The organism is Tenacibaculum sp. SM2510 (genome assembly GCF_057002845.1).
Genome location: NZ_CP192703.1, coordinates 2067629 through 2087012 on the forward strand (window position 1 = coordinate 2067629; position 19384 = coordinate 2087012).

The 19384-nt window shown below is 30.9% G+C and carries 24 protein-coding genes and 3 tRNA genes; 17 read left to right on the forward strand and 10 right to left on the reverse strand.

The features are described 5' to 3' along the window. Nucleotides 1–204: 204 nt before the first annotated feature. The 3 genes from ACQ629_RS09235 to ACQ629_RS09245 form a co-directional block, all read right to left on the reverse strand. Nucleotides 205–288: transfer RNA gene (locus tag ACQ629_RS09235), tRNA-Leu, on the reverse strand. Nucleotides 289–353: 65 nt separating this feature from the next. Continuing rightward, nucleotides 354–437, reverse strand: a tRNA-Leu gene (locus tag ACQ629_RS09240). 52 nt (nucleotides 438–489) lie between these two features. Continuing rightward, nucleotides 490–561: transfer RNA gene (locus tag ACQ629_RS09245), tRNA-Gly, on the reverse strand. A gap of 180 nt (nucleotides 562–741) precedes the next feature. Here ACQ629_RS09245 and cyoE point away from each other — a divergent pair. The 10 genes from cyoE to tsaB all read left to right on the forward strand — a co-directional run bounded on the left by cyoE (nucleotide 742) and on the right by tsaB (nucleotide 8045). Further along, nucleotides 742–1635 carry a heme o synthase gene (gene cyoE, locus ACQ629_RS09250; protein ID WP_483707193.1) on the forward strand — a complete coding sequence of 298 codons (894 nt, stop codon included), beginning with the start codon at nucleotides 742–744 and terminating at the stop codon, nucleotides 1633–1635. Continuing rightward, nucleotides 1635–2219, forward strand: a complete 585-nt coding sequence (locus tag ACQ629_RS09255; RefSeq protein ID WP_483704348.1) for a cytochrome c oxidase subunit 3 — start codon at nucleotides 1635–1637, stop codon at nucleotides 2217–2219. Before cyoE ends, ACQ629_RS09255 begins: the two co-directional genes overlap by 1 nt. 56 nt (nucleotides 2220–2275) lie before the next feature. Next, nucleotides 2276–3259, forward strand: coding sequence for a cytochrome c oxidase subunit 3 (locus tag ACQ629_RS09260; RefSeq protein WP_483704350.1), 984 nt, complete (start codon nucleotides 2276–2278; stop codon nucleotides 3257–3259). A gap of 19 nt (nucleotides 3260–3278) precedes the next feature. Next, entirely contained in the window at nucleotides 3279–3617 is a 339-nt protein-coding gene (locus ACQ629_RS09265; protein ID WP_483704352.1) for a cytochrome C oxidase subunit IV family protein, read from the forward strand. Between the two features lie 45 nt (nucleotides 3618–3662). Then, nucleotides 3663–4364: a hypothetical protein gene (locus ACQ629_RS09270; protein WP_483704354.1), complete on the forward strand. Its 702-nt coding sequence runs from the start codon at nucleotides 3663–3665 to the stop codon at nucleotides 4362–4364. Continuing rightward, entirely contained in the window at nucleotides 4351–4998 is a 648-nt protein-coding gene (locus tag ACQ629_RS09275) for an SCO family protein (RefSeq protein WP_483704356.1), read from the forward strand. The genes ACQ629_RS09270 and ACQ629_RS09275 overlap by 14 nt, the downstream gene beginning before the upstream one ends. A 1-nt stretch (nucleotide 4999) precedes the next feature. Beyond that, nucleotides 5000–5521 (forward strand): DUF420 domain-containing protein, encoded by a 522-nt coding sequence (locus ACQ629_RS09280; RefSeq protein WP_483704358.1) that lies wholly within the window; start codon nucleotides 5000–5002, stop codon nucleotides 5519–5521. After that, on the forward strand, nucleotides 5514–5738 hold the full coding sequence (locus ACQ629_RS09285) for a hypothetical protein (RefSeq protein ID WP_483704360.1): 225 nt from the start codon (nucleotides 5514–5516) through the stop codon (nucleotides 5736–5738). Before ACQ629_RS09280 ends, ACQ629_RS09285 begins: the two co-directional genes overlap by 8 nt. Nucleotides 5739–5942: 204 nt before the next feature. Next, nucleotides 5943–7277: a TolC family protein gene (locus tag ACQ629_RS09290; protein WP_483704362.1), complete on the forward strand. Its 1335-nt coding sequence runs from the start codon at nucleotides 5943–5945 to the stop codon at nucleotides 7275–7277. Nucleotides 7278–7367: 90 nt separating this feature from the next. Next, nucleotides 7368–8045: a tRNA (adenosine(37)-N6)-threonylcarbamoyltransferase complex dimerization subunit type 1 TsaB gene (gene tsaB / locus ACQ629_RS09295; protein WP_483704364.1), complete on the forward strand. Its 678-nt coding sequence runs from the start codon at nucleotides 7368–7370 to the stop codon at nucleotides 8043–8045. On the opposite strand, the gene ACQ629_RS09300 is transcribed toward tsaB, so the two are convergent. Together ACQ629_RS09300 and ACQ629_RS09305 are read right to left on the reverse strand one after the other, a co-directional pair. After that, nucleotides 8042–8848 (reverse strand): mechanosensitive ion channel family protein, encoded by an 807-nt coding sequence (locus ACQ629_RS09300; protein WP_483704366.1) that lies wholly within the window; start codon nucleotides 8846–8848, stop codon nucleotides 8042–8044. The two genes, tsaB and ACQ629_RS09300, sit on opposite strands and share 4 nt — an antisense overlap. Before the next feature lie 65 nt (nucleotides 8849–8913). Beyond that, a complete protein-coding gene (locus ACQ629_RS09305) occupies nucleotides 8914–9267 on the reverse strand; it encodes a DUF1304 domain-containing protein (protein WP_483704368.1) in 354 nt (117 codons plus the stop codon). A gap of 180 nt (nucleotides 9268–9447) precedes the next feature. Between ACQ629_RS09305 and ACQ629_RS09310 the strand changes: the two genes are divergently transcribed. Continuing rightward, nucleotides 9448–9795, forward strand: a complete 348-nt coding sequence (locus tag ACQ629_RS09310; RefSeq protein WP_483704370.1) for a toxin-antitoxin system YwqK family antitoxin — start codon at nucleotides 9448–9450, stop codon at nucleotides 9793–9795. A gap of 61 nt (nucleotides 9796–9856) precedes the next feature. Here ACQ629_RS09310 and ACQ629_RS09315 read toward each other — a convergent pair whose 3' ends face one another. Continuing rightward, a complete protein-coding gene (locus tag ACQ629_RS09315) occupies nucleotides 9857–10495 on the reverse strand; it encodes a ribonuclease H1 domain-containing protein (RefSeq protein WP_483704372.1) in 639 nt (212 codons plus the stop codon). Beyond that, nucleotides 10488–11057 (reverse strand): phosphoribosylglycinamide formyltransferase, encoded by a 570-nt coding sequence (purN, locus tag ACQ629_RS09320; RefSeq protein WP_483704374.1) that lies wholly within the window; start codon nucleotides 11055–11057, stop codon nucleotides 10488–10490. The genes ACQ629_RS09315 and purN overlap by 8 nt, the downstream gene beginning before the upstream one ends. A gap of 178 nt (nucleotides 11058–11235) precedes the next feature. Here purN and ACQ629_RS09325 point away from each other — a divergent pair, with 178 nt between their 5' ends. The 5 genes from ACQ629_RS09325 to pyk all read left to right on the forward strand — a co-directional run bounded on the left by ACQ629_RS09325 (nucleotide 11236) and on the right by pyk (nucleotide 15460). After that, entirely contained in the window at nucleotides 11236–11472 is a 237-nt protein-coding gene (locus ACQ629_RS09325) for an acyl carrier protein (RefSeq protein WP_068702406.1), read from the forward strand. A gap of 7 nt (nucleotides 11473–11479) precedes the next feature. Then, nucleotides 11480–12730, forward strand: a complete 1251-nt coding sequence (fabF, locus tag ACQ629_RS09330) for a beta-ketoacyl-ACP synthase II (RefSeq protein ID WP_483704377.1) — start codon at nucleotides 11480–11482, stop codon at nucleotides 12728–12730. Between the two features lie 6 nt (nucleotides 12731–12736). Then, nucleotides 12737–13474: a ribonuclease III gene (gene rnc, locus ACQ629_RS09335; protein WP_483704379.1), complete on the forward strand. Its 738-nt coding sequence runs from the start codon at nucleotides 12737–12739 to the stop codon at nucleotides 13472–13474. Nucleotides 13475–13558: 84 nt separating this feature from the next. Further along, the gene (locus ACQ629_RS09340; protein ID WP_483704381.1) at nucleotides 13559–14029 is read left to right on the forward strand and encodes an IPExxxVDY family protein; all 471 of its coding nucleotides are present in this window, start codon (nucleotides 13559–13561) and stop codon (nucleotides 14027–14029) included. A gap of 3 nt (nucleotides 14030–14032) precedes the next feature. Then, complete coding sequence (pyk, locus tag ACQ629_RS09345; RefSeq protein WP_483704383.1) at nucleotides 14033–15460, forward strand: pyruvate kinase; 1428 nt, start codon at nucleotides 14033–14035, stop codon at nucleotides 15458–15460. Nucleotides 15461–15518: 58 nt separating this feature from the next. On the opposite strand, the gene ACQ629_RS09350 is transcribed toward pyk, so the two are convergent. Further along, nucleotides 15519–17819: a M20/M25/M40 family metallo-hydrolase gene (locus ACQ629_RS09350; protein ID WP_483704385.1), complete on the reverse strand. Its 2301-nt coding sequence runs from the start codon at nucleotides 17817–17819 to the stop codon at nucleotides 15519–15521. 103 nt (nucleotides 17820–17922) lie between these two features. Between ACQ629_RS09350 and ACQ629_RS09355 the strand changes: the two genes are divergently transcribed. Continuing rightward, nucleotides 17923–18390 carry a CBS domain-containing protein gene (locus tag ACQ629_RS09355; RefSeq protein WP_483704387.1) on the forward strand — a complete coding sequence of 156 codons (468 nt, stop codon included), beginning with the start codon at nucleotides 17923–17925 and terminating at the stop codon, nucleotides 18388–18390. Here the strand turns inward: ACQ629_RS09355 and ACQ629_RS09360 are convergent, their stop codons facing one another. After that, nucleotides 18391–18741, reverse strand: coding sequence for a hypothetical protein (locus tag ACQ629_RS09360; protein ID WP_483704389.1), 351 nt, complete (start codon nucleotides 18739–18741; stop codon nucleotides 18391–18393). Next, entirely contained in the window at nucleotides 18731–19273 is a 543-nt protein-coding gene (locus tag ACQ629_RS09365; protein WP_483704392.1) for a GNAT family N-acetyltransferase, read from the reverse strand. The genes ACQ629_RS09360 and ACQ629_RS09365 overlap by 11 nt, the downstream gene beginning before the upstream one ends. Between the last annotated feature and the right edge of the window lie 111 nt (nucleotides 19274–19384).

Genomic DNA, 19384 nt, shown 5'->3' on the forward strand with positions numbered 1-19384 from the left:
TAATTAATTACAAATTATACGCCGTTTTAAATAAAAAATAATTTAGTTGCAAGTAACAGGTTCATCTTTAAGCTGTATAATTTATGTATTATACTTGAGTTAACTTGTAAAATGGAGCAAAAAGTAGAGGAATATTATTTTAAGAAGGAAAGAAGAGAGGTTTATAAAATAAAAAAACCTTAACAAATAAATGTTAAGGTTTAGTACTGAAGGCGGGACTTGAACCCGCACGACCCAAGGGTCATTGGATTTTAAGTCCAACGTGTCTACCAATTCCACCACTTCAGCTGGTATATGTATATGTTTTTGACTGCTTTCTTAAAATAAACCTCGCTAATAAAAGCGAGGTTTAGTACTGAAGGCGGGACTTGAACCCGCACGACCCAAGGGTCATTGGATTTTAAGTCCAACGTGTCTACCAATTCCACCACTTCAGCGTGATTTGATTGTAGTACAATCAAACTTGGTATATTTTCAAGAAAGTCTCAGAGCGAAAGACGGGATTTGAACCCGCGACCCCCACCTTGGCAAGGTGATGCTCTACCCCTGAGCTACTTTCGCGTAGTCAAAATTTATTTTAAAGAACGTTGCATTGCTTTCAATGCGGGTGCAAATATAACACCTTTTTTTAAACCGCAAAATAGTTTTTTGTTTTTTTTATATTTCGATTAACATTTTTTTTTATGGTCATTAAAGAAGAAAGAAATATCTTTGCAAAAAATAAAATTAGAAGTGGATTCTATCTCACCAGTACATATTAAACCCTCCTTAAAATCAGTATTTAACGATTTTAAACAATTAACCAAAGTTGGTTTATCTATAAGTGTTGTTTTTACTTCTGTTACAGGATACTTATTAGGGGCTGAGACAATTGATTATACCGTAGTTTTATTATTGTCAATAGGAGGTTACTTAATGGTAGGTGCATCTAATGCATTTAATCAGGTTATAGAGAAAGATATTGATTCTGTAATGCAGCGTACTAAAAACCGTCCTTTGCCAGCAGGTAGAATGAGTGTAACGGTAGCATTAACAATTGCAATTGTTTTTACGATTGCAGGTATTGGTATATTATATGCAATAAATCCTAAATGTGCTTTGTTTGGTGCAATTTCTATTTTTTTATACACTAGTGCTTACACGCCCTTAAAAGCCGTAACACCTTTAGCTGTTTTTGTAGGTGCCATTCCAGGGGCGATACCCTTTATGTTAGGATGGGTTGCTGCAACAGGCGAGTTTGGTGTTGAAGCTGGTTTTTTATTTTTGATTCAGTTTTTTTGGCAATTTCCACATTTTTGGGCAATAGGTTGGTTACAGTTTGAAGAATATAATAAAGCAGGTCTTCATATGCTTCCTATGGATAAAAAAGACAAAGGAGCTATTGTGCAAATAATTTTTTATACCTGTATTATGATTTTAATGTCGGTTGCTCCGGTTTTAAAAATAACAGGTAACTTTTATATTTACCCATTAACAGCTGTAATAGTATTATTGCTAGGTATGTTAATGTTGTATTACGCTTTTCAATTATACAAATCAGAAGAAAACACGGATGCTAGGAAATTAATGCTAGCCAGTGTTTTTTATATTACAATCGTACCCATAATTTATGTGGTAGATAAATTTTTACACTAATGAGTAAACAAACGTTACAAGAAGAATTAAAAGCAGGTAAGAGAAAATCAGCAAAACCAATGTTGTGGGTTTCTATGATTAGTATGGTAATGTTTTTTGCAGGACTAACAAGTGCATACGTTATTAGTATGAAACGAGAAGATTGGGTTAGTTTCGATTTGCCACAAGCATTTTATATTAGTACTGTTTTAATTGTTTTAAGTAGTATCACCTTAATATTCTCTCAGAAATTTTTAAAGAAAGATAATTTAAAAGCATCATTAATACTTTTATTAGTGACTTTGGCTCTAGGTTTAGGCTTTGTATGGTACCAATATGTAGGTTTTAACGAGCTAAAATCTGTTGGGTTATATTTTACAGGACCAGAGAGTACTGTGTCTACATCTTTTATATTGGGAATAACATTTATGCACGTTTTACACCTATTAGCAGGTGTAATTGTACTGCTGGTAGTAATTTATAATCATTTTAAAAAGAAATATTCAGCATCGGATATGCTTGGGTTTGAGCTAGGTGGAATCTTTTGGCATTTCGTAGATGTTTTATGGATTTATCTATTTTTCTTTTTCTATTTCATAAGATGATGAAAAATGCGTAATTTTGGCACACTGTTTTAACAAAAATTAACAAAAAGAGATTTATGGAAGCAAATAATGCTGTAAATTCTGATAACAAAGAAACTTGGAGCGGAGGTGGTGAAAAACCATTTGGCGCTAGTTATGGTAAAATGATGATGTGGTTTTTCATCGTCTCTGATGCATTAACTTTCTCAGGTTTTTTAGCAGCGTATGGTTTAACACGATTTAAATTTATTGATTCATGGCCAATTGCCGATGAAGTGTTTACTCACTTTCCGGGGTTACATGGTGTACATGCACCAATGTATTATGTTGCGCTAATGACATTTATTTTAATTATATCATCGGTAACAATGGTATTAGCTGTTGATGCTGGTCATCAAATGAAAAAGAAGAAAGTAGCTTGGTACATGTTTGCTACCATTATTTTTGGAATTATTTTCGTGGGGTCTCAAGCATGGGAATGGAAAAATTTTATCAACGGTTCTTATGGAGCTGTTAAAACTTCTAACAACCATATATTACAGTTTGTAAAAGATGGTCATCAAATTGCTTTAGCTGATTTTGTTCATGCTGAAAGAAAAGATGATAGAGTAGAACACACTCGTGAAAACGGATTGTGGTTTGAAAAGGAAGAAACAATTTCTCAATATTCAGTGGCACAAGTTCAGGAGGCTTTTAAAGCAGATCCTTCTTTGTTAATTAGAACAGAGCAATTAAACCCTGAAACGAAGCAAAAGATAATTTTATCAAGAGCAGAAAGTTTAGCCAAATTAGCTTTAGCAAATCAAGTTGTTGAAGGAGCAAACTTAGAGGTAAATGAATATGGTAATCCAATTTTTGCAGATTTCTTTTTCTTTATTACAGGTTTTCATGGTTTTCACGTATTATCAGGAATCATCATTAATATCATTATTTTCTTTAACGTAGTATTAGGTACTTATGAGCGTAGAGGGCATTATGAAATGGTAGAAAAAGTAGGTTTATATTGGCACTTTGTAGATTTAGTTTGGGTATTTGTATTTACCTTCTTCTACTTAGTATAATTTAAAAGCGATATTAAAAATGGGTCACGCACACGAATCAAATAAAAAAAGAATTTGGATTGTTTTAGCAATCTTAACAATTATAACCACTGTAGAAGTTGCTTTTGGTATTGTTAAACCAGATGCAATGCATTTACATGGATGGGGAACGAGTTGGTTAAACTGGTTTTTTATCATCTTAACATTAGTAAAAGCATACTATATTGCTTGGGCATTTATGCACTTAGAGGGTGAGAAAAAATGGTTTAGAAGAGCAATCGTTTGGATATTAGTATTTTTAATTTCTTATCTATTATTTATAGTTTTAATAGAAGGAGGTTATTTACATGAAACATTAGCGCCATTAGTAAAATGGTAATGAAATAATATTTTTTAAAAAAAAGGTGGTTTTAACCACCTTTTTTTGACTTTAATTAGAACTGAAATGGGTAAAGCTAAAAAATTTATTGTCTTGTTTGCACTGTTTATAGTGCCTTTGTTATTCTATGTATTACTACAATTAGGAACACATAATTTCGGGAAATTACCAATAGTATCTAAAGATGTTATAGATATTTCTTTAATTGATAAGAGTTTTACTTTTGAGAAAAGAGTTACCGTAGTTACTTTTTTAGGAAACGATATCGACTTAGTAAAAGGAGAAGTTTATAATTTAAAAGAAAAAATTTACAAGAATTTTTCTAATTATGTAAGTTTTCAAATGATTTCTTTAGTTGATGAAAGTCAAAAAGAAGCTGTAGAGGACTTAAAAAATATGTTAAGTGTTAATACTGATTTAACTCGATGGAACTTTGTATTTGCTTCTTCTGAAGAGATGCAAGCGTTACATGAAAGTTTTAAAACTAAAAATACTTTAGATGAAAATTTTCATTCACCAAAGGCCTATATTATTGATAAAGAATTTAATTTAAGAAGAGGTAAATCTACAATTAATACTCAAAAAGATACAAATTTATTCGGATACACAATGAAATCTGTAGCAGAACTTAAAAACGACATGATTGACGATATCAGCGTTGTTTTGGTAGAATACAAATTAGCATTGAAGAAGAATAACAGAAGTGAAGACCGAAGAACAAATAGCATTTCAAATGAAAAAAAATAAGTACTCATACGTAGGTATTTCTTTTATTATTTTATTGTTTGGTATTTATGCCGTACCAAAAATTATAAAACATTTTCAAACTGCCGACTTACATAAATTCAATAAAGTTCCTGCTTTTGAATTTATAAATCAGGATGGTAAAACAATTAGTAATAAGCATTTTGATGACAAGGTTTATGTAGTAGAATTTTTCTTTGCTACTTGTCCAACAATTTGTCCTTTAATGAATGCCGAAATGGTTACCATTCAAAACGAATTTATGGGAAACCCTAACTTCGGTGTCGCCTCTTTTTCTATTACTCCAGAAATTGATACACCTAGTCAATTAAAAATGTACGCCCAAAAAAATGGAATTAACCATAAAAACTGGCACTTATTAACGGGTAAGTCAGAAGAAACAGTATACAATTTGTCTAACAAAGGGTTTAAATTATTTGCAGGTAAAGGTGAGGTTTCTCATGGTGGATTTGAGCATTCAGGTTTGTTTGCCTTGGTTGATAAAGACGGATATATACGCTCTCGTTACGACGAACATGGAAATCCTATTATGTATTATCGTGCGTTAGATGAACATGGTTTTGGAAATCAAATTAAAGAACTGAAACAAGATATTAAACTATTATTAAAAGAGTAATATGAGTACTGACGAAAAAAAATATAAAAGGTTAATAACGATAGTTTCCATTGTAATTCCATTAGCTGTTGCAGCTTTATTCGGAGTTAAAATACCAAACGTTGAACCGTTGTCATTTTTACCGCCAATATATGCAAGTATAAACGGATTAACAGCAATATTGTTAATAGCAGCTGTTATAGCTATTAAAAAAGGAAACAGAAAACTCCACGAACAATTAAACACTACCGCTATTGTTTGTTCAGCATTGTTTTTAGTGATGTATGTGGCGTATCATATGACATCAGACTCTACTAGTTTTGGTGGTGAAGGAGCTGTAAAGTATATTTATTTTTTTATTTTAATAACGCATATCATATTGTCAATCATAGTAATACCTTTTGTATTAATAACATTTATGAGAGCGCGTTTAGGAAATTTCCCTGAGCATAAAAAAATAGCAAAAATTACTTTCCCTTTATGGTTGTATGTTGCTGTAACTGGTGTAATAGTGTATTTAATGATATCTCCATATTATGTATAAAAAACTGTTATTATTTATTTTGTTAATTGTATCTGCTAATGCATCTGCACAATGTGCTATGTGTAAAGCAGTAGTTGAAGGAGGGAGTGAAAATATTGCTGAAGGGGTTAATAACGGAATTACCTATTTAATGGTTTTTCCTTATATTTTAGTAGGTGTTTTATTTTACTTTATTTACAGACATAATAAAAGTTCAAAAAATAACCTTTCAAATTAATTGTTTTTTTGTAACAAATTATCTTTTTAGTCGTCATATAAAAAAAACTAAAAATAACTGTTCGGTTTTGTAGCTCTTAATGTTCATAATCAAACGGTTAAAAAAGGTTTTAATTCTCATAACAACCTATTAAACAAGTTGTTATGTTTTTTTTCTTTTTGGAACATAAATTGACTAACTATAATGAACAAAAAAATATTCGTCTTGAAAACAAAACTTTTATTAGTAGCAACTTTATTTATATCGTTAGCTGGTTTTTCTCAAAAACAATGGACACTTAAAGAGTGTGTTACTCACGCACTAGAAAATAACATTACCATAAAGCAGAATCAGCTTAATGTTGATATTGCAGAAACAGATGTTAAAAATTCTAAAGGAAATAAATTACCATCTTTAAGTGCTTCTACTGGAGGTAATTTAAGATTTGGTTCTGGTTTTGATCCTGTTACAAACAACAGGGTTTCTACAAGTAATTTTGGAGGGTCTTTTGGTTTGTCTTCGGGTATTACTGTTTTTAATGGTTACAGAGTTTTAAATAGTTATAAACAAGCGCAGTTAGGGGTAGAAGGAAGTAAGTTAGATTTACAAGTAATCGAGAATGATATTGCTTTACGAGTTGTTAATTCATATTTAAATGCTTTGTTTGCTAAAGAAAATTTGCTTGTAGCAACAACTCAGGCAACTATTAGTCAGAAACAAATAGAGAGAGCAAAAGCACAATTTGATGCTGGTGCAGTTCCAAAAAGTGATTTATTAAATGTACAATCTACAGCATTAAATGATGCTCAGAGTGTCGTTGCGCAGGAGAATGCTTTGAATTTAGCATTACTTAACATTTCTCAGTTATTACAAGTTTCTTTTAATAATTTTGACGTAGCAAAAATTGAAATAGATTCACCATCAGCAGCTTTGTTATATAGTACTTCAGAAGAGGTATACAATAAGGCTTTAACTAATAGACCAGAAATTGCTAGAGCAAAATTAAATATTAAAAATGCAGATTTATCTATTGCAATCGCAAGATCAGCTTATATGCCATCTGTAACAGCTTCTGCTTCTGCAGGAACCAATTATGGATATAATTTAGATTTACCAACTGGTTTTTCGAATACAGATTTCTTAACTCAATTAGATAATAATTTAGGTTATGGAGTTGGTTTTAATGTAAATATTCCGATTTTTAATGGATTTAAAACGGATGCTAGTGTGCAGCGTTCTAAAATTAACAAACTAATTACTGAAACAAGATTAGATAGCCAAAAATTACAGTTACAACAAACTATAGAGCAATCTTATCAAGATGCAAAAGCAGCAGCAAAATCATTTGAGGCATCAGAGCTTTCACTTAAAGCACAGAAAGAAGCTTTTAAAAATGCACAGGTAAGTTACGATTATGGTTCGATGACACAATTCGATTACGATCAGGTACGTAACCGTTTAGTAAATGCAGAGGGAACAATGATTAGAGCAAAATATAACTACGTGTTTACAACTAAAGTATTAAAGTTTTACTATGGAGAAGATATACTGTTAGATTAAAAAAACAATCTATATTTTAATAAAACTCATCTCTTTCTAGCGGATGAGTTTTTTGTTTTTTAAGACTATCTTTGTTCAAAATTTTACAACTTGGCATTGATACTTAACATAGAAACTGCAACCAAAAACTGTTCTGTTTGTTTAGCAGAAAACGGAGAGGTTTTAGCGATTAGAGAATTAAATGATGGTAATTATTCTCATGCAGAAAAATTACATCCTTTTATTCAAGAACTATTGAATGAGGCTAAGGTGACATCAAATGATATTGACGCAGTAGCTGTTAGTAAAGGGCCAGGCTCTTATACAGGGCTTCGCATAGGTGTTTCAGCAGCGAAAGGAATGTGTTTTGCTATTGATAAGCCACTAATATCTTTAGAGACTTTAAAATCACTTGCACACAGTATTTCTATTGAAGAAGGGTTGATTGTAGCTATGTTAGATGCTCGACGAATGGAAGTGTATGCCGCTGTTTATAATTCAGCATACGAACAGCAACGAGAAATTAAAGCAGAAATAATTAATGAAGATTCTTTTAAAGAAGAATTATCAAAAGGGAAAGTTTACTTTTTAGGTGATGGTGCAGCTAAATGCAAAGATGTAATTATTCATGATAATGCTGTGTTTGTTGAAGATAAATTTCCATCAGCAAAAGAAATGGCAATTTTGAGCTATGATAAATACAAAAAAAACGACATCGAAGATGTCGCTTATTTTGAGCCTTTTTACTTAAAAGATTTTATTGCTATTCCAGAAAAAAAGAAAGTCTAACCTTGTTTTTGAATTTCAACAGTATGTGGATAAGGAATTTCTATTCCAGCATCATCTAAAGCAAGTTTTACACTTTCGATAGTTTCAAAATGAACGTCCCAATAATCCTTAGTATCTACCCAAGGTCTAACCGCAAAGTTTACAGAACTATCTGCTAGTTCAGATACTTTTACAGTAGGCGCAGGGTCTTGCAATACTTTAGGGTTTGAAGTTAGAACTTTCATGAAAACCTCTTTAGATTGTTTAATATCTGCATCGTAAGAAACACCAAAAGTTAAGTCTACTCTTAATTTTCCTTCCGCTGTGTAGTTAATAATATTTCCGTTAGATAACGATCCATTAGGAATAATAGCTAATTTATTACCCGGAGTATTTACATGAGTAGTAAAAATTTGAATTTGTTTTACAACACCTGTAATTCCTTGGGCTTCTATTAAATCACCAATTTTAAAGGGTTTAAACATCATAATTAAAGCGCCACCAGCAAAATTAGCAAGCGAACCTTGAAGTGCTAAACCAACAGCTAAACCGGCAGCACCAATAATGGCAGCAAAAGATGTCGTTGCAACACCTAGCTGAGATATAACGGTAACAAATAATAATGCTTTTAGTGACCAACTAACCAAATCACCCAAAAATTTCTGAAGCGTTAAATCAACATTTTGCTTGGTCATTACTTTTTTAGAAAGCTTAACAATCATTTTAATCATAAACAAACCGATGATTAAAATAGCAATAGCTGTTAAAATTTTCGGAGTGAATTCTATCAATAAAATTTGAAGTTCATCTAAATATTCTTTCATGTATTTGATTTAAAATTAATAACTAAAGTTAGTAATAAGTACTATTTCTTTTCTGTGACTGCAATTTACAGCATCAATAAGAGAATACCAATTAAAGCAGGTACAGATTGAATAATAAAAATCCTAGGTTTTCTTGTAGAGTAAGAACCATAAAGTCCAGCAATAAAAACACATAATAAAAAGAAAATAGCGACATCTATTTTTTGTGAGCCTATAGCCCAAATTAAACCAGCAGCTAAAAAACCATTGTATAAACCTTGATTTGCAGCGAGTATTTTTGTTTGAATAGCAAACTCTTTACTTTGTAATCCAAACGTTTTTATTCCTTTAGGTTTTGTCCATAAAACCATTTCTAAAATCATAATGTATATATGAATTAAAGCAACCAACCCTGTTAAAATATATTGTGAAATATTCATTTTATAAATAAAGTTATAAGATTAAGTCATTAAATATCAAAGGTAAAAATTAATATCTTTAACCAATGTTTTTTAATATAAGAAAAAACTCAATGTTAAATTAATGTTACGTAAACGTTTGCATTATGTAAATTTTTTTCATATATTTGGATTATAAGTGTTAATTATAAAAATTTATATATGAAAAAATTAATAATAGCAGCTTGTATTTTATCAATATCATTATTACAAGCTCAAGATATAGTACCAAAATTTGAAAAGTCAGGTGATTTAGTAAAAGCAACCTATTTTTATAAAGATGGTAAGGTGAAAGAGCAAGGGTTTTTTAAGGATAAAAAATTATCAGGAACCTGGACGTCTTTTGATGCGAATGGAAATAAAAAAACAATTGCACATTATAATGCTGGTAAAAAAGTAGGGAAGTGGTTTATGTGGAAAGAAGATGGATTAAAAGAAATTGATTACTCAAACAATGTTATAGCAAGTGTCCAAACTTGGAAAGAAGAAACAAAAATAGCTATTAAATAGTATTAAATACTCTATAGGCTTTTTGATTTATATAAATAACCGAGTATTTTACTCGGTTATTTTATTTTCTACCAAAATCTGCAGGAATCTCTCCCCAGGCCTTTGTTTCCCATTTTAATATTGGGTTTGTAAACGTATTTTCTTTGAGCCATTTTTCGGCGCGTTTTATTAAATCTAAAATTTCTTTATTACTAGCGTCAAAAATTACGTTAGTTCTACATTGTTTTTTTTTAACCCAACTCATCGCTGTTCTAGAATCAGAATAAATGGGGTAATTATCCATTTTTTTATTCTTTAAGAGCGCAATTCCGTGCACCAAAGCTAAAAACTCACCAATATTATTAGTTCCTTTTTTATAAGGTCCCATTTTAAATATCTCTTTTTTGCTTTTTGTTAAAACTCCTCTGTATTCCATTACTCCGGGATTCCCAGAACAAGCAGCATCAACAGAGATACTTTCTAAATTAGGAATTCCGCATTTTGCTTTTTCTTCCGCAGATAAAACAACTTTTTTAGTATCTTTACCTTTATAGTCATTATAGCTTTTTGTATAAGCAGTTTCAGCAGCAGTTTTGTCTATGAAAGCTTTGTATTGCGCGTTTTCAAAACCTGTAATTTGTTTTTTGCAAACATCCCATGAGGTAAAAACGCCTGTTTTTTTACCTTTCCAAACAACGTAGTATTTTTTCTTTTTAGACATTTTTTAAAATTATATTTTCTATAACTTTAGGGAAATGTTCTTGTTCTAATAGATGAATTTTACTTGCAATATCATCAGAAGTATCATTACTTGTAAGTGGAGTTTTAGCTTGAAAAATAATAGCGCCTTCGTCATAATTCTCGTTTACATAATGAATTGTAATACCTGTTTCCGCCTCGTTATTTTCTTTTACAGCCTTGTGAACATTCATGCCATACATTCCTTTTCCACCATATTTTGGTAATAATGCAGGATGAATATTAATTATTTTATTAGGAAAAGCAGTAACTATCTTAGCAGGTATGCGCCATAGAAAACCAGCAAGTATAATTATGTCAGCTTCAACTTGTAAAAAATTTAAAACAGTATCTTCTTTTTCAAAGTTATTTTTGTCAAATAAAGACGCATCTATATTTAAACGTTCACATCTTTCAAAAACCTTGGCATGTTCATTGTTAGACAGCACGTGTGTAACAACAGCAATATTGGAGTTTTGAAAGTATTTAATAATGTTTTCAGCATTAGAACCAGAACCAGAAGCAATAATTACGATACGTTTCATGTTAAATTGAAGTATTTTGGTGTTACAAAAAAAGGAATAATTATTAACAACGGTGGTGTTTGTAGCAAAATATTCAATATTTTTTTTATATTAGACCACACATTTTTGAGCAAAAGTTAGAATTAATAGTTAAGATTTGTATTTTTGCCCAGACTTTAAATTTTAAAACAAACAAATTATGTCAGACATAGCATCAAGAGTAAAAGCGATTATCGTAGACAAATTAGGAGTAGACGATAACGAAGTAACAAACGAAGCAAGCTTCACAAATGATTTAGGAGCAGATTCTTTAGATACTGTTGAATTAATTATGGAATTCGAAAAAGAATTTGATATCCAAATTCCAGATGATCAAGCAGAAAACATTGGTACAGTAGGTCAAGCAGTAAGCTATATCGAAGAAGCTAAAAAATAATATTTATATGCAATTAAAACGAGTTGTAGTAACTGGACTTGGCGCATTAACGCCAATAGGAAACAATATAGAAGAGTATTGGGAAAACTTAGTTAACGGAGTTAGCGGAGCGGCGCCTATAACGTATTTCGATGCTGCCAAGTTCAAGACTCGTTTTGCTTGTGAATTAAAAAATTTCAACGCGACAGATTTCATCAACAGAAAAGATGCGCGTAAAATGGATAGGTTTACACAATATGCTATGGTAGCTTCTGATGAAGCAATAGTAGATTCGAAACTAAACCTAGACGAAATTAACAAGTTTAGAGTAGGAGTAATTTGGGGAGCTGGTATTGGAGGTTTAGAAACTTTTCAAAATGAAGCTATGGAGTTTGGTGCTGGAGACGGTACACCAAGATTTAACCCATTTTTTATTCCTAAAATGATTGCTGATATCGCACCGGGTCATATTTCTATTAAAAATGGATTTATGGGGCCTAATTATACAACGGTATCTGCATGTGCATCATCAGCAAACGCGATGATCGATGCATTAAATTATATTAGACTTGGACATTGTGATGTAATTGTAACAGGTGGTAGTGAAGCCGCAATTACTTTTGCAGGTGTTGGAGGTTTTAATGCAATGCACGCACTTTCTACAAATAACGAAAACCCTAAATCTGCCTCAAAACCTTTTGATGGAGAACGTGACGGTTTTGTTTTAGGAGAAGGAGCAGGCGCACTTGTATTAGAAGAATACGAACATGCTAAGGCGCGTGGAGCAAAAATTTATGCTGAAGTTATTGGTGGAGGTATGTCATCTGACGCTTACCATATGACAGCACCACATCCTGACGGAATTGGTGTAATAGCTGTAATGAAAAACTGTCTTGAAAATGCAGGTTTAAAACCAGAAGATGTAGACCATATTAATACACATGGTACTTCTACACCTTTAGGTGATGTTGCAGAATTAAAAGCGATATCTGAAGTTTTTGGTGAACACGCTAAAAACATCAACATTAACTCAACAAAATCTATGACAGGGCACTTACTTGGTGCTGCTGGAGCCGTAGAGTCGATTGCTTCTATATTAGCAATGGAACACGGAATTATTCCCCCAACAATTAATCATGTAAATGTTGATGAAAATATCAATCCAGAATTAAACTTAACGTTAAATAAACCTCAAAAAAGAGAGGTTAAAGTAGCAATGAGTAATACCTTTGGTTTTGGTGGTCATAATGCTTGTGTTGTCTTTAGAAAATTAGATTAATATCTTATGAATTTTCTTCGTAGAATTGTTAAGCCCCAAAATAAAGAGGATGAAAACCTTTACTACGAATTAAAAGAACTGCTTAATTTTAAGCCGATAACACTTTCACATTATAAGAAAGCCTTTACACATAGGTCATTAAAATTAGTTGACGAAAAAGGGCACCCTATTAATTATGAACGATTAGAGTTTTTAGGTGATGCTATTTTAGGCTCGGTTATGGCGTCGTACCTTTATAAAAAAGTTCCTGAAGGAGATGAAGGATATTTAACCCAAATGCGATCTAAGGTTGTAAGTAGGTCACACTTAAATACGCTGGGAAAAGATTTAGATTTACTGCGTTTTGTAAAAAGTAACATACCACCAGCGAATATTAGTAATAATATTTATGGTAATATTTTTGAAGCATTAATAGGTGCTATTTATTTAGATAGAGGTTATAATTATTGTAATCAATTTATTTATGATCAAGTAGTGTTACCTTATGTGGATATTGAAAGGTTAGAAGGTAAAATATCTAGCTATAAAGGATTTGTTATTGAATGGTGTCAGAAGAATAAGAAGAAATACAAATTCGAATCATACGAAGATTCTGGTAACCAAAGTAGAAGGCATTTTAGTGTACGCGTTAGTATTGATGGAAACATTATAGGTAAAGGAAGGGCTACTTCTAAGAAAAAAGCCGAAGAAATTGCTGCAAAAAGAGTGTATTTTGCCATGCAAAGTCAAATGGAAAATTCTTAACATTAGGAAGAAAACCTTTTCATAAATTTCACACTGTATTTTAGATACATTCAGTAATTTAGCTAAAAGCAAATAGTTGTTTTTATGGCTACTTATACATTGAATATTAATGAGTTTTGTGCAAGTGATTATGTATTAATAGGTATTCATACGGTACTTAATGATTATAAATTAGCGTATTTACTAAATAAATATTTACATACAAGTTTTAGTAAAGCGAGTTATGATTTAGATTTCACCAAAAAAAACACGCAATCTTTTTATTCGGTATATGAATATACGAATACAGAGTTAGATAATGATTGGTTTTTAATAGCCAATGTTTATAAGTCAACCCAAAAAACAATAGCAACAAGTTTTTTTTCAGAGAGCGACTCAATAACACATCTTGTTCCTGAGAAAAAAAAAGTTGATTTCTTTTTAAAAATAGAAGGTGATTTTGATTTAGAATATATTGTGAAAGCAATTGATATGATAAACAGAATACCGCAAATTATTACTTCTTATAAAGTAGAAGTAGAATCCCTAAAGTCGAAAGATTTTTTAATATTTTAAACTATGCCACACAACAAAAAAACAAAAATTGTAGCAACCCTAGGACCTGCAACAAATACTAAAGAAATTTTAGCTGAAATGGCAGCTTCTGGAGTAAATGTTTTTAGAGTTAATTTTTCTCATGCCGATTACGATGATGTAAAAGAACGTATTCGACAAATACGAGAAATTAATGAGGAGAGAGGGTATAATATAGCTATTTTGGCTGATTTACAAGGGCCTAAGCTTAGAGTTGGTGTAATGAATGACGGAGTAGAATTAAAAGCAGGAGATACTTTTACTTTTACAACAGAAGAATGTACAGGAACAAAAGAAAAAGCTTTTATGACCTATCAGCGTTTTCCGAAAGATGTAAAAGCAGGAGAGCAAATTTTAGTTGATGATGGTAAGTTATTATTCGAAGTAGTTTCTACAGATAAGAAAACAGAAGTTGTTACCAAGGTTATTGTAGGTGGTGCTTTAAAATCAAAAAAGGGAGTTAATTTACCAAACACCAATATATCATTACCAGCATTAACAGAAAAAGATAAAAAAGATGCTGTTTTTGCTTTAGAGCAAGAAGTAGATTGGATTGCATTATCATTTGTTAGAAATCCGGAGGATTTAAGAATGTTACGCGATTTAATTAAGCAAAAATCTAGATACAGAGTTCCGGTAATTGCCAAAATTGAAAAACCAGAAGCTGTTGAAAACATAGATGCTTTAATTCCGTATTGTGATGGATTAATGGTGGCTCGTGGAGATTTAGGTGTAGAAGTACCTATGCAAGACGTTCCGTTAATTCAAAAAATGTTGGTAAGAAGAGCTAAGCAAGCAAGAATTCCTGTAATTATTGCTACGCAAATGATGGAAACGATGATTGAAAACGCGGTGCCAACAAGAGCAGAGGTAAATGATGTTGCAAATTCAATTATGGATGGAGCAGATGCAGTAATGCTTTCTGGAGAAACATCTGTAGGAAAACACCCAATACGTGTTATTAAAAAGATGACAGAAATTATTGGCAGTGTTGAGTTTTCTGATTTAATTAAAGTGCCACAAGAAGCGCCACATATTCGTACCAATCGATTTATTACAAAATCGGTTTGTCATCACGCAGCTTTAATGGCTGATGATATTAATGCAGCAGCAATTACCACACTAACAAATAGTGGATATACCGCTTTTCAGGTTTCTGCCTGGAGGCCAAAATCGCACGTATTAGCCTTTTCTTCAGAAAAAAGAATACTAGGTAAGTTAAACCTATTGTGGGGCGTTAGAGCTTATTATTATGATCGTGAATTAAGTACTGATGATACTTTGGAAGATATTAATGAAATATGTAAAGAAAAAGGTTTTGTTAAAACCGGTGATTTTATGATTAACTTATCATCGATGCCTGTAAAAGCAAAAGGAATGGTAAACACTTTGCGTGTTTCTCATATAGATTAATAAACTATTAAAATCATAAAAAAGCGCTCAACCAATTTTAGTTGAGCGCTTTTTTATTTTATAACATTATTTTTTTAGAAACAACAATCGCATCATTTACTACAAATGGCATTGGCATCATAATTTCGCTTCGCGGCTTTAAATTCATTTTTTTATTAGATAACAAATCGTATGATATTTCATTTAATATTATGTTAGGTTTTACGTTTTTATCAATTGTAAAAGACATTGTAATATTTTTATCTGAATTTGCCATTTGATAAATTAAAAGTGTGCCTTGGTTAGCAATAAACTCTTTTCCATTATCATAAAAAGCACCATTTACTTTCAGGTTTTTTATACGAATAGTCTCATTGTTGTTAAACTCGTATCTATTTATTTTTCTAGTAGGCGTTATCGTAAAACTTAATTTTCTTTCATTACCAATAACAACATCTTCGTTTATGGTTATAATAGAAGTGCTAAAGTTTTTGTTTGCTGTTTTTTTATGAAAACTAAAGTTCGTATTGTATTTGCTTTTTCCTTTTATAGAAGGTAGGTTTCCTTCTGTAAAATTATCTTTAAAAACTTGTTTTATAAAACCATCTAAGGTTTTGTTGTAGGTTGCCCAATAAGAAGTATCGGTGTCAGAGTTTTGTATAAAAACAATACTGTTGGGTTTTTTATTGTCAATTGAAAACCCGCTGTTAAAAGTTGCTAATCCGAAGAGAAAAATAGTAGCTAATCCTGTAATTTTTTGCCAGTTGTTTTCCTTTTTTTGTTGATGAAAAACAGGTAAAATAAATCCGAATATTAGTACCAATAAAAAAGCAGATACAAATAGTATTTTTAAACCTAATGCAACAGGAAATAACTGTAACATAGGTGCAATTATATATATTGTAGGTATTGCTATAATGGCAAATAAAGTAGCACTTGTTCTGGTATTAACATTCAGAAAAATTAAAATAGCGAGCATTAATAAAGAAGCATAAACAGGAATGATAAAAAATCCTGCGCCTGGTAAGTATTGTGTTATAAAATAATTTAAAACAAGCCCCGTAAAAATCGGAGCGATAAATAAATCGGTAGTTTTAGCTTCTTTACAAGTGTTATATATTTTAAACAATATCCAACTGTTTAAACATATAAATGCCATTATGTATTGATATCCGTTATAGGTAAAACCATGTAGCATATCGGCATATTGGGGATGTATCATTAAAATTAATGACCATAATCCGTATGATAAACCAATACAAAGAACTAGTGCTATGGTATAGGGAATAAAACCTTTTAATAATCCGTTAATAGTTATTTTTCCTTTTTTTAATCCGAAGAAAATTAAAGCTATAAAAATTAATAAAGCGATTATAAACATAGGTAAAACCCAAGAAAACGGATAGGTTAAAAGCTTTGTAAAAGGAAAATTTACATATATATAATCTTCATCACTATTGGTATTTGTTAAATCAGAATTCGAAAAATAATTTAACGATGTTGTAAAGTATTCTGCTTGATGCTGTAGTGTTTCCCTATCGAGTCTTTCATAAGAATCTTGTGCGGTATGATAATCAAAATGATCATCAATAAAGGCAAAATTAAAGCCGTTTATGTTTCCGTTTTCTCTAAAAACCGTTAAATCGGTATCGTTTGGTAATTTTTTATAGATGCTGTACATTAAAGAGTTTGCAGCTGGATAATTGGGATTAGAGTTTAAAAATTCAGTTAATATTTTTTTATTCTTACCGTTTGTTTCCATCAGCATATAACTGGCGCCACCACTTCCTCTGGCTTCAAAATTTAAAACCAAACCAATATTTTTTGCAAAAGGATGATTTTCAACAAAAGCCTGAGCACCTAGTAATCCTAATTCTTCAGCATCAGAAAAAAGAATAATAATATCATTTTTTGGCTGCTCGTTTTTAGCTAAAAAAGCCCGAAGACCTTCTAAAATGGTTACAACCCCAGATCCAGCATCGCTGGCACCTAAAGAAGAGTGCGGATTCGAATCGTAATGTGTTAAAAGTAATAGTGATTTTCCGTTTTCGGTACCTTTAATTTTGGTAATAATATTTTGGGGAGTTGTACTTGCTCTCCATTTTTTATTAATTACTGTTTTTTGCTGAATTTCAGTTTCTAACCCTAATTTATGAAGTTCGTTTACAATATAATCTTGTACAACTTTGTGTTCGGGAGAACCTGTATGATGTGTTTTTTGAGATATGTTTTTTAGATGATAAAGCGCATTAACTAATGAGAAATCAGTTGTTTTTAATTCTTCATCTGCAGTTGTAACTGTAGGTGTTATGTCGCTAAAACTCCAATAAACGGTTAGAATGATAATTAAAACAGCTAAAAAATTATTTGATGATTTCATAGTGGAATTTAAATGAGTATAAAAATAAGAAAATTATCTTTTAAATTGTTGAATAATTAACTAGTTAAAAATCAGTATATTTAAAGTGTTAAAAATGAAATTTATGGCAATTAAAAACTTTCAAGGAAAACGAACAAACCAATCAGAAAATAAAACAGAACCATTTTTGGTTTCAGATTATATGACCAAAGATTTAATAACATTTAAAGAAAATGAATCTATAGAGCAAGTTATTGATTTATTAATTAAAAATAAAATTTCTGGTGGTCCGGTAGTAAATGAAAAAAATGAACTGGTTGGTATTATATCTGAAGGCGATTGTTTAAAACAAATATCAGATAGTAGATATCATAATTTACCTATAGATAAAAACAATACTGTTGAAAAAGCAATGGTTAAAAAAGTAGAAACTATTGATGGTAACATGAATATATTTGACGCTGCAAATAAGTTTTTAGAATCAAAGAGAAGACGCTTTCCTATTGTTGAAAACGGAAAATTAGTAGGTCAAATTAGCCAAAAAGATGTATTAAAAGCAGCTGTAAGGTTAAAAGGAAATACTTGGAAATAATTAGTCTTGTTTTACTAATAAAAACAATTCACTTTCTAGCTCCAAATAACCTTGGTCATACACGTAATAATAAGTATTACCTGTTTTTGTTTGATAAAGTGAGGTAATAAATTTAAAGTCGAAACCTTTATCAAACAACTTGCGTCTGCTAATTTTTGTTTTACCAGAAGTATTTAAATCTGTAAGAATTTTATAGTTTTTACGTAAGCGATTATTGGTGTTTCTAATAAGGTTTTTACTATCTTTATTAACTTTGTTATTGTAGGAATTTCGGCAATAATCTGAGCAGAATTTTTTATCAATTCTCCCAATTACTTTTTCGTTGCACTCTAAACATATTTTATTTTCCATAGTTAGCTTTTTTAAGTTCGTACCAATTTACTTTTACTTCTTTGTAATTAAATTGATTTACAAACTGCAATCCGATTTTGTTTAAAATTTTATTTGAACCAACATTATCGGTGTCTGCAGCACCGTAAATAATATCATAATTCATTTTTTTAAAACCGAATTCTAAACAAGCAAAGGCAGTTTCAGAAGCATATCCTTTTCCCCAAAAACGCGGAATAAAACGATAGCCGATATCCACAAAATCTTGATAACCGTTTAATGCTTCTTTTATACCTGTATTTAATTTTAAGCCAGACCAGCCTATAAATTCTCCAGTTTCTTTTTCAATACAGGCAAATCGCCCGATGCCTAACTCTCGATATTGCTGATGAATAAACTGAATATTCTCCTCGGCTTGTAAAATTGTTTGTATCGGATTTTTACCTAAGTATTCGTGTACTTTTTCATCTGAATCTAATTCGAACATTCCGTTAACATCTGTTTTTTGTATTTCTCTTAAAATTAATCGATCAGTTTCTAAATGAAATTTCATGTGCTAAGTGTTTGATAAACAAAGGTATTGAATTTAATTAAACATTTACATTCATTTACAAACGAAAACAAATGATTACTAACCGTTTTTAATTGGCATGGTGTTTCATCT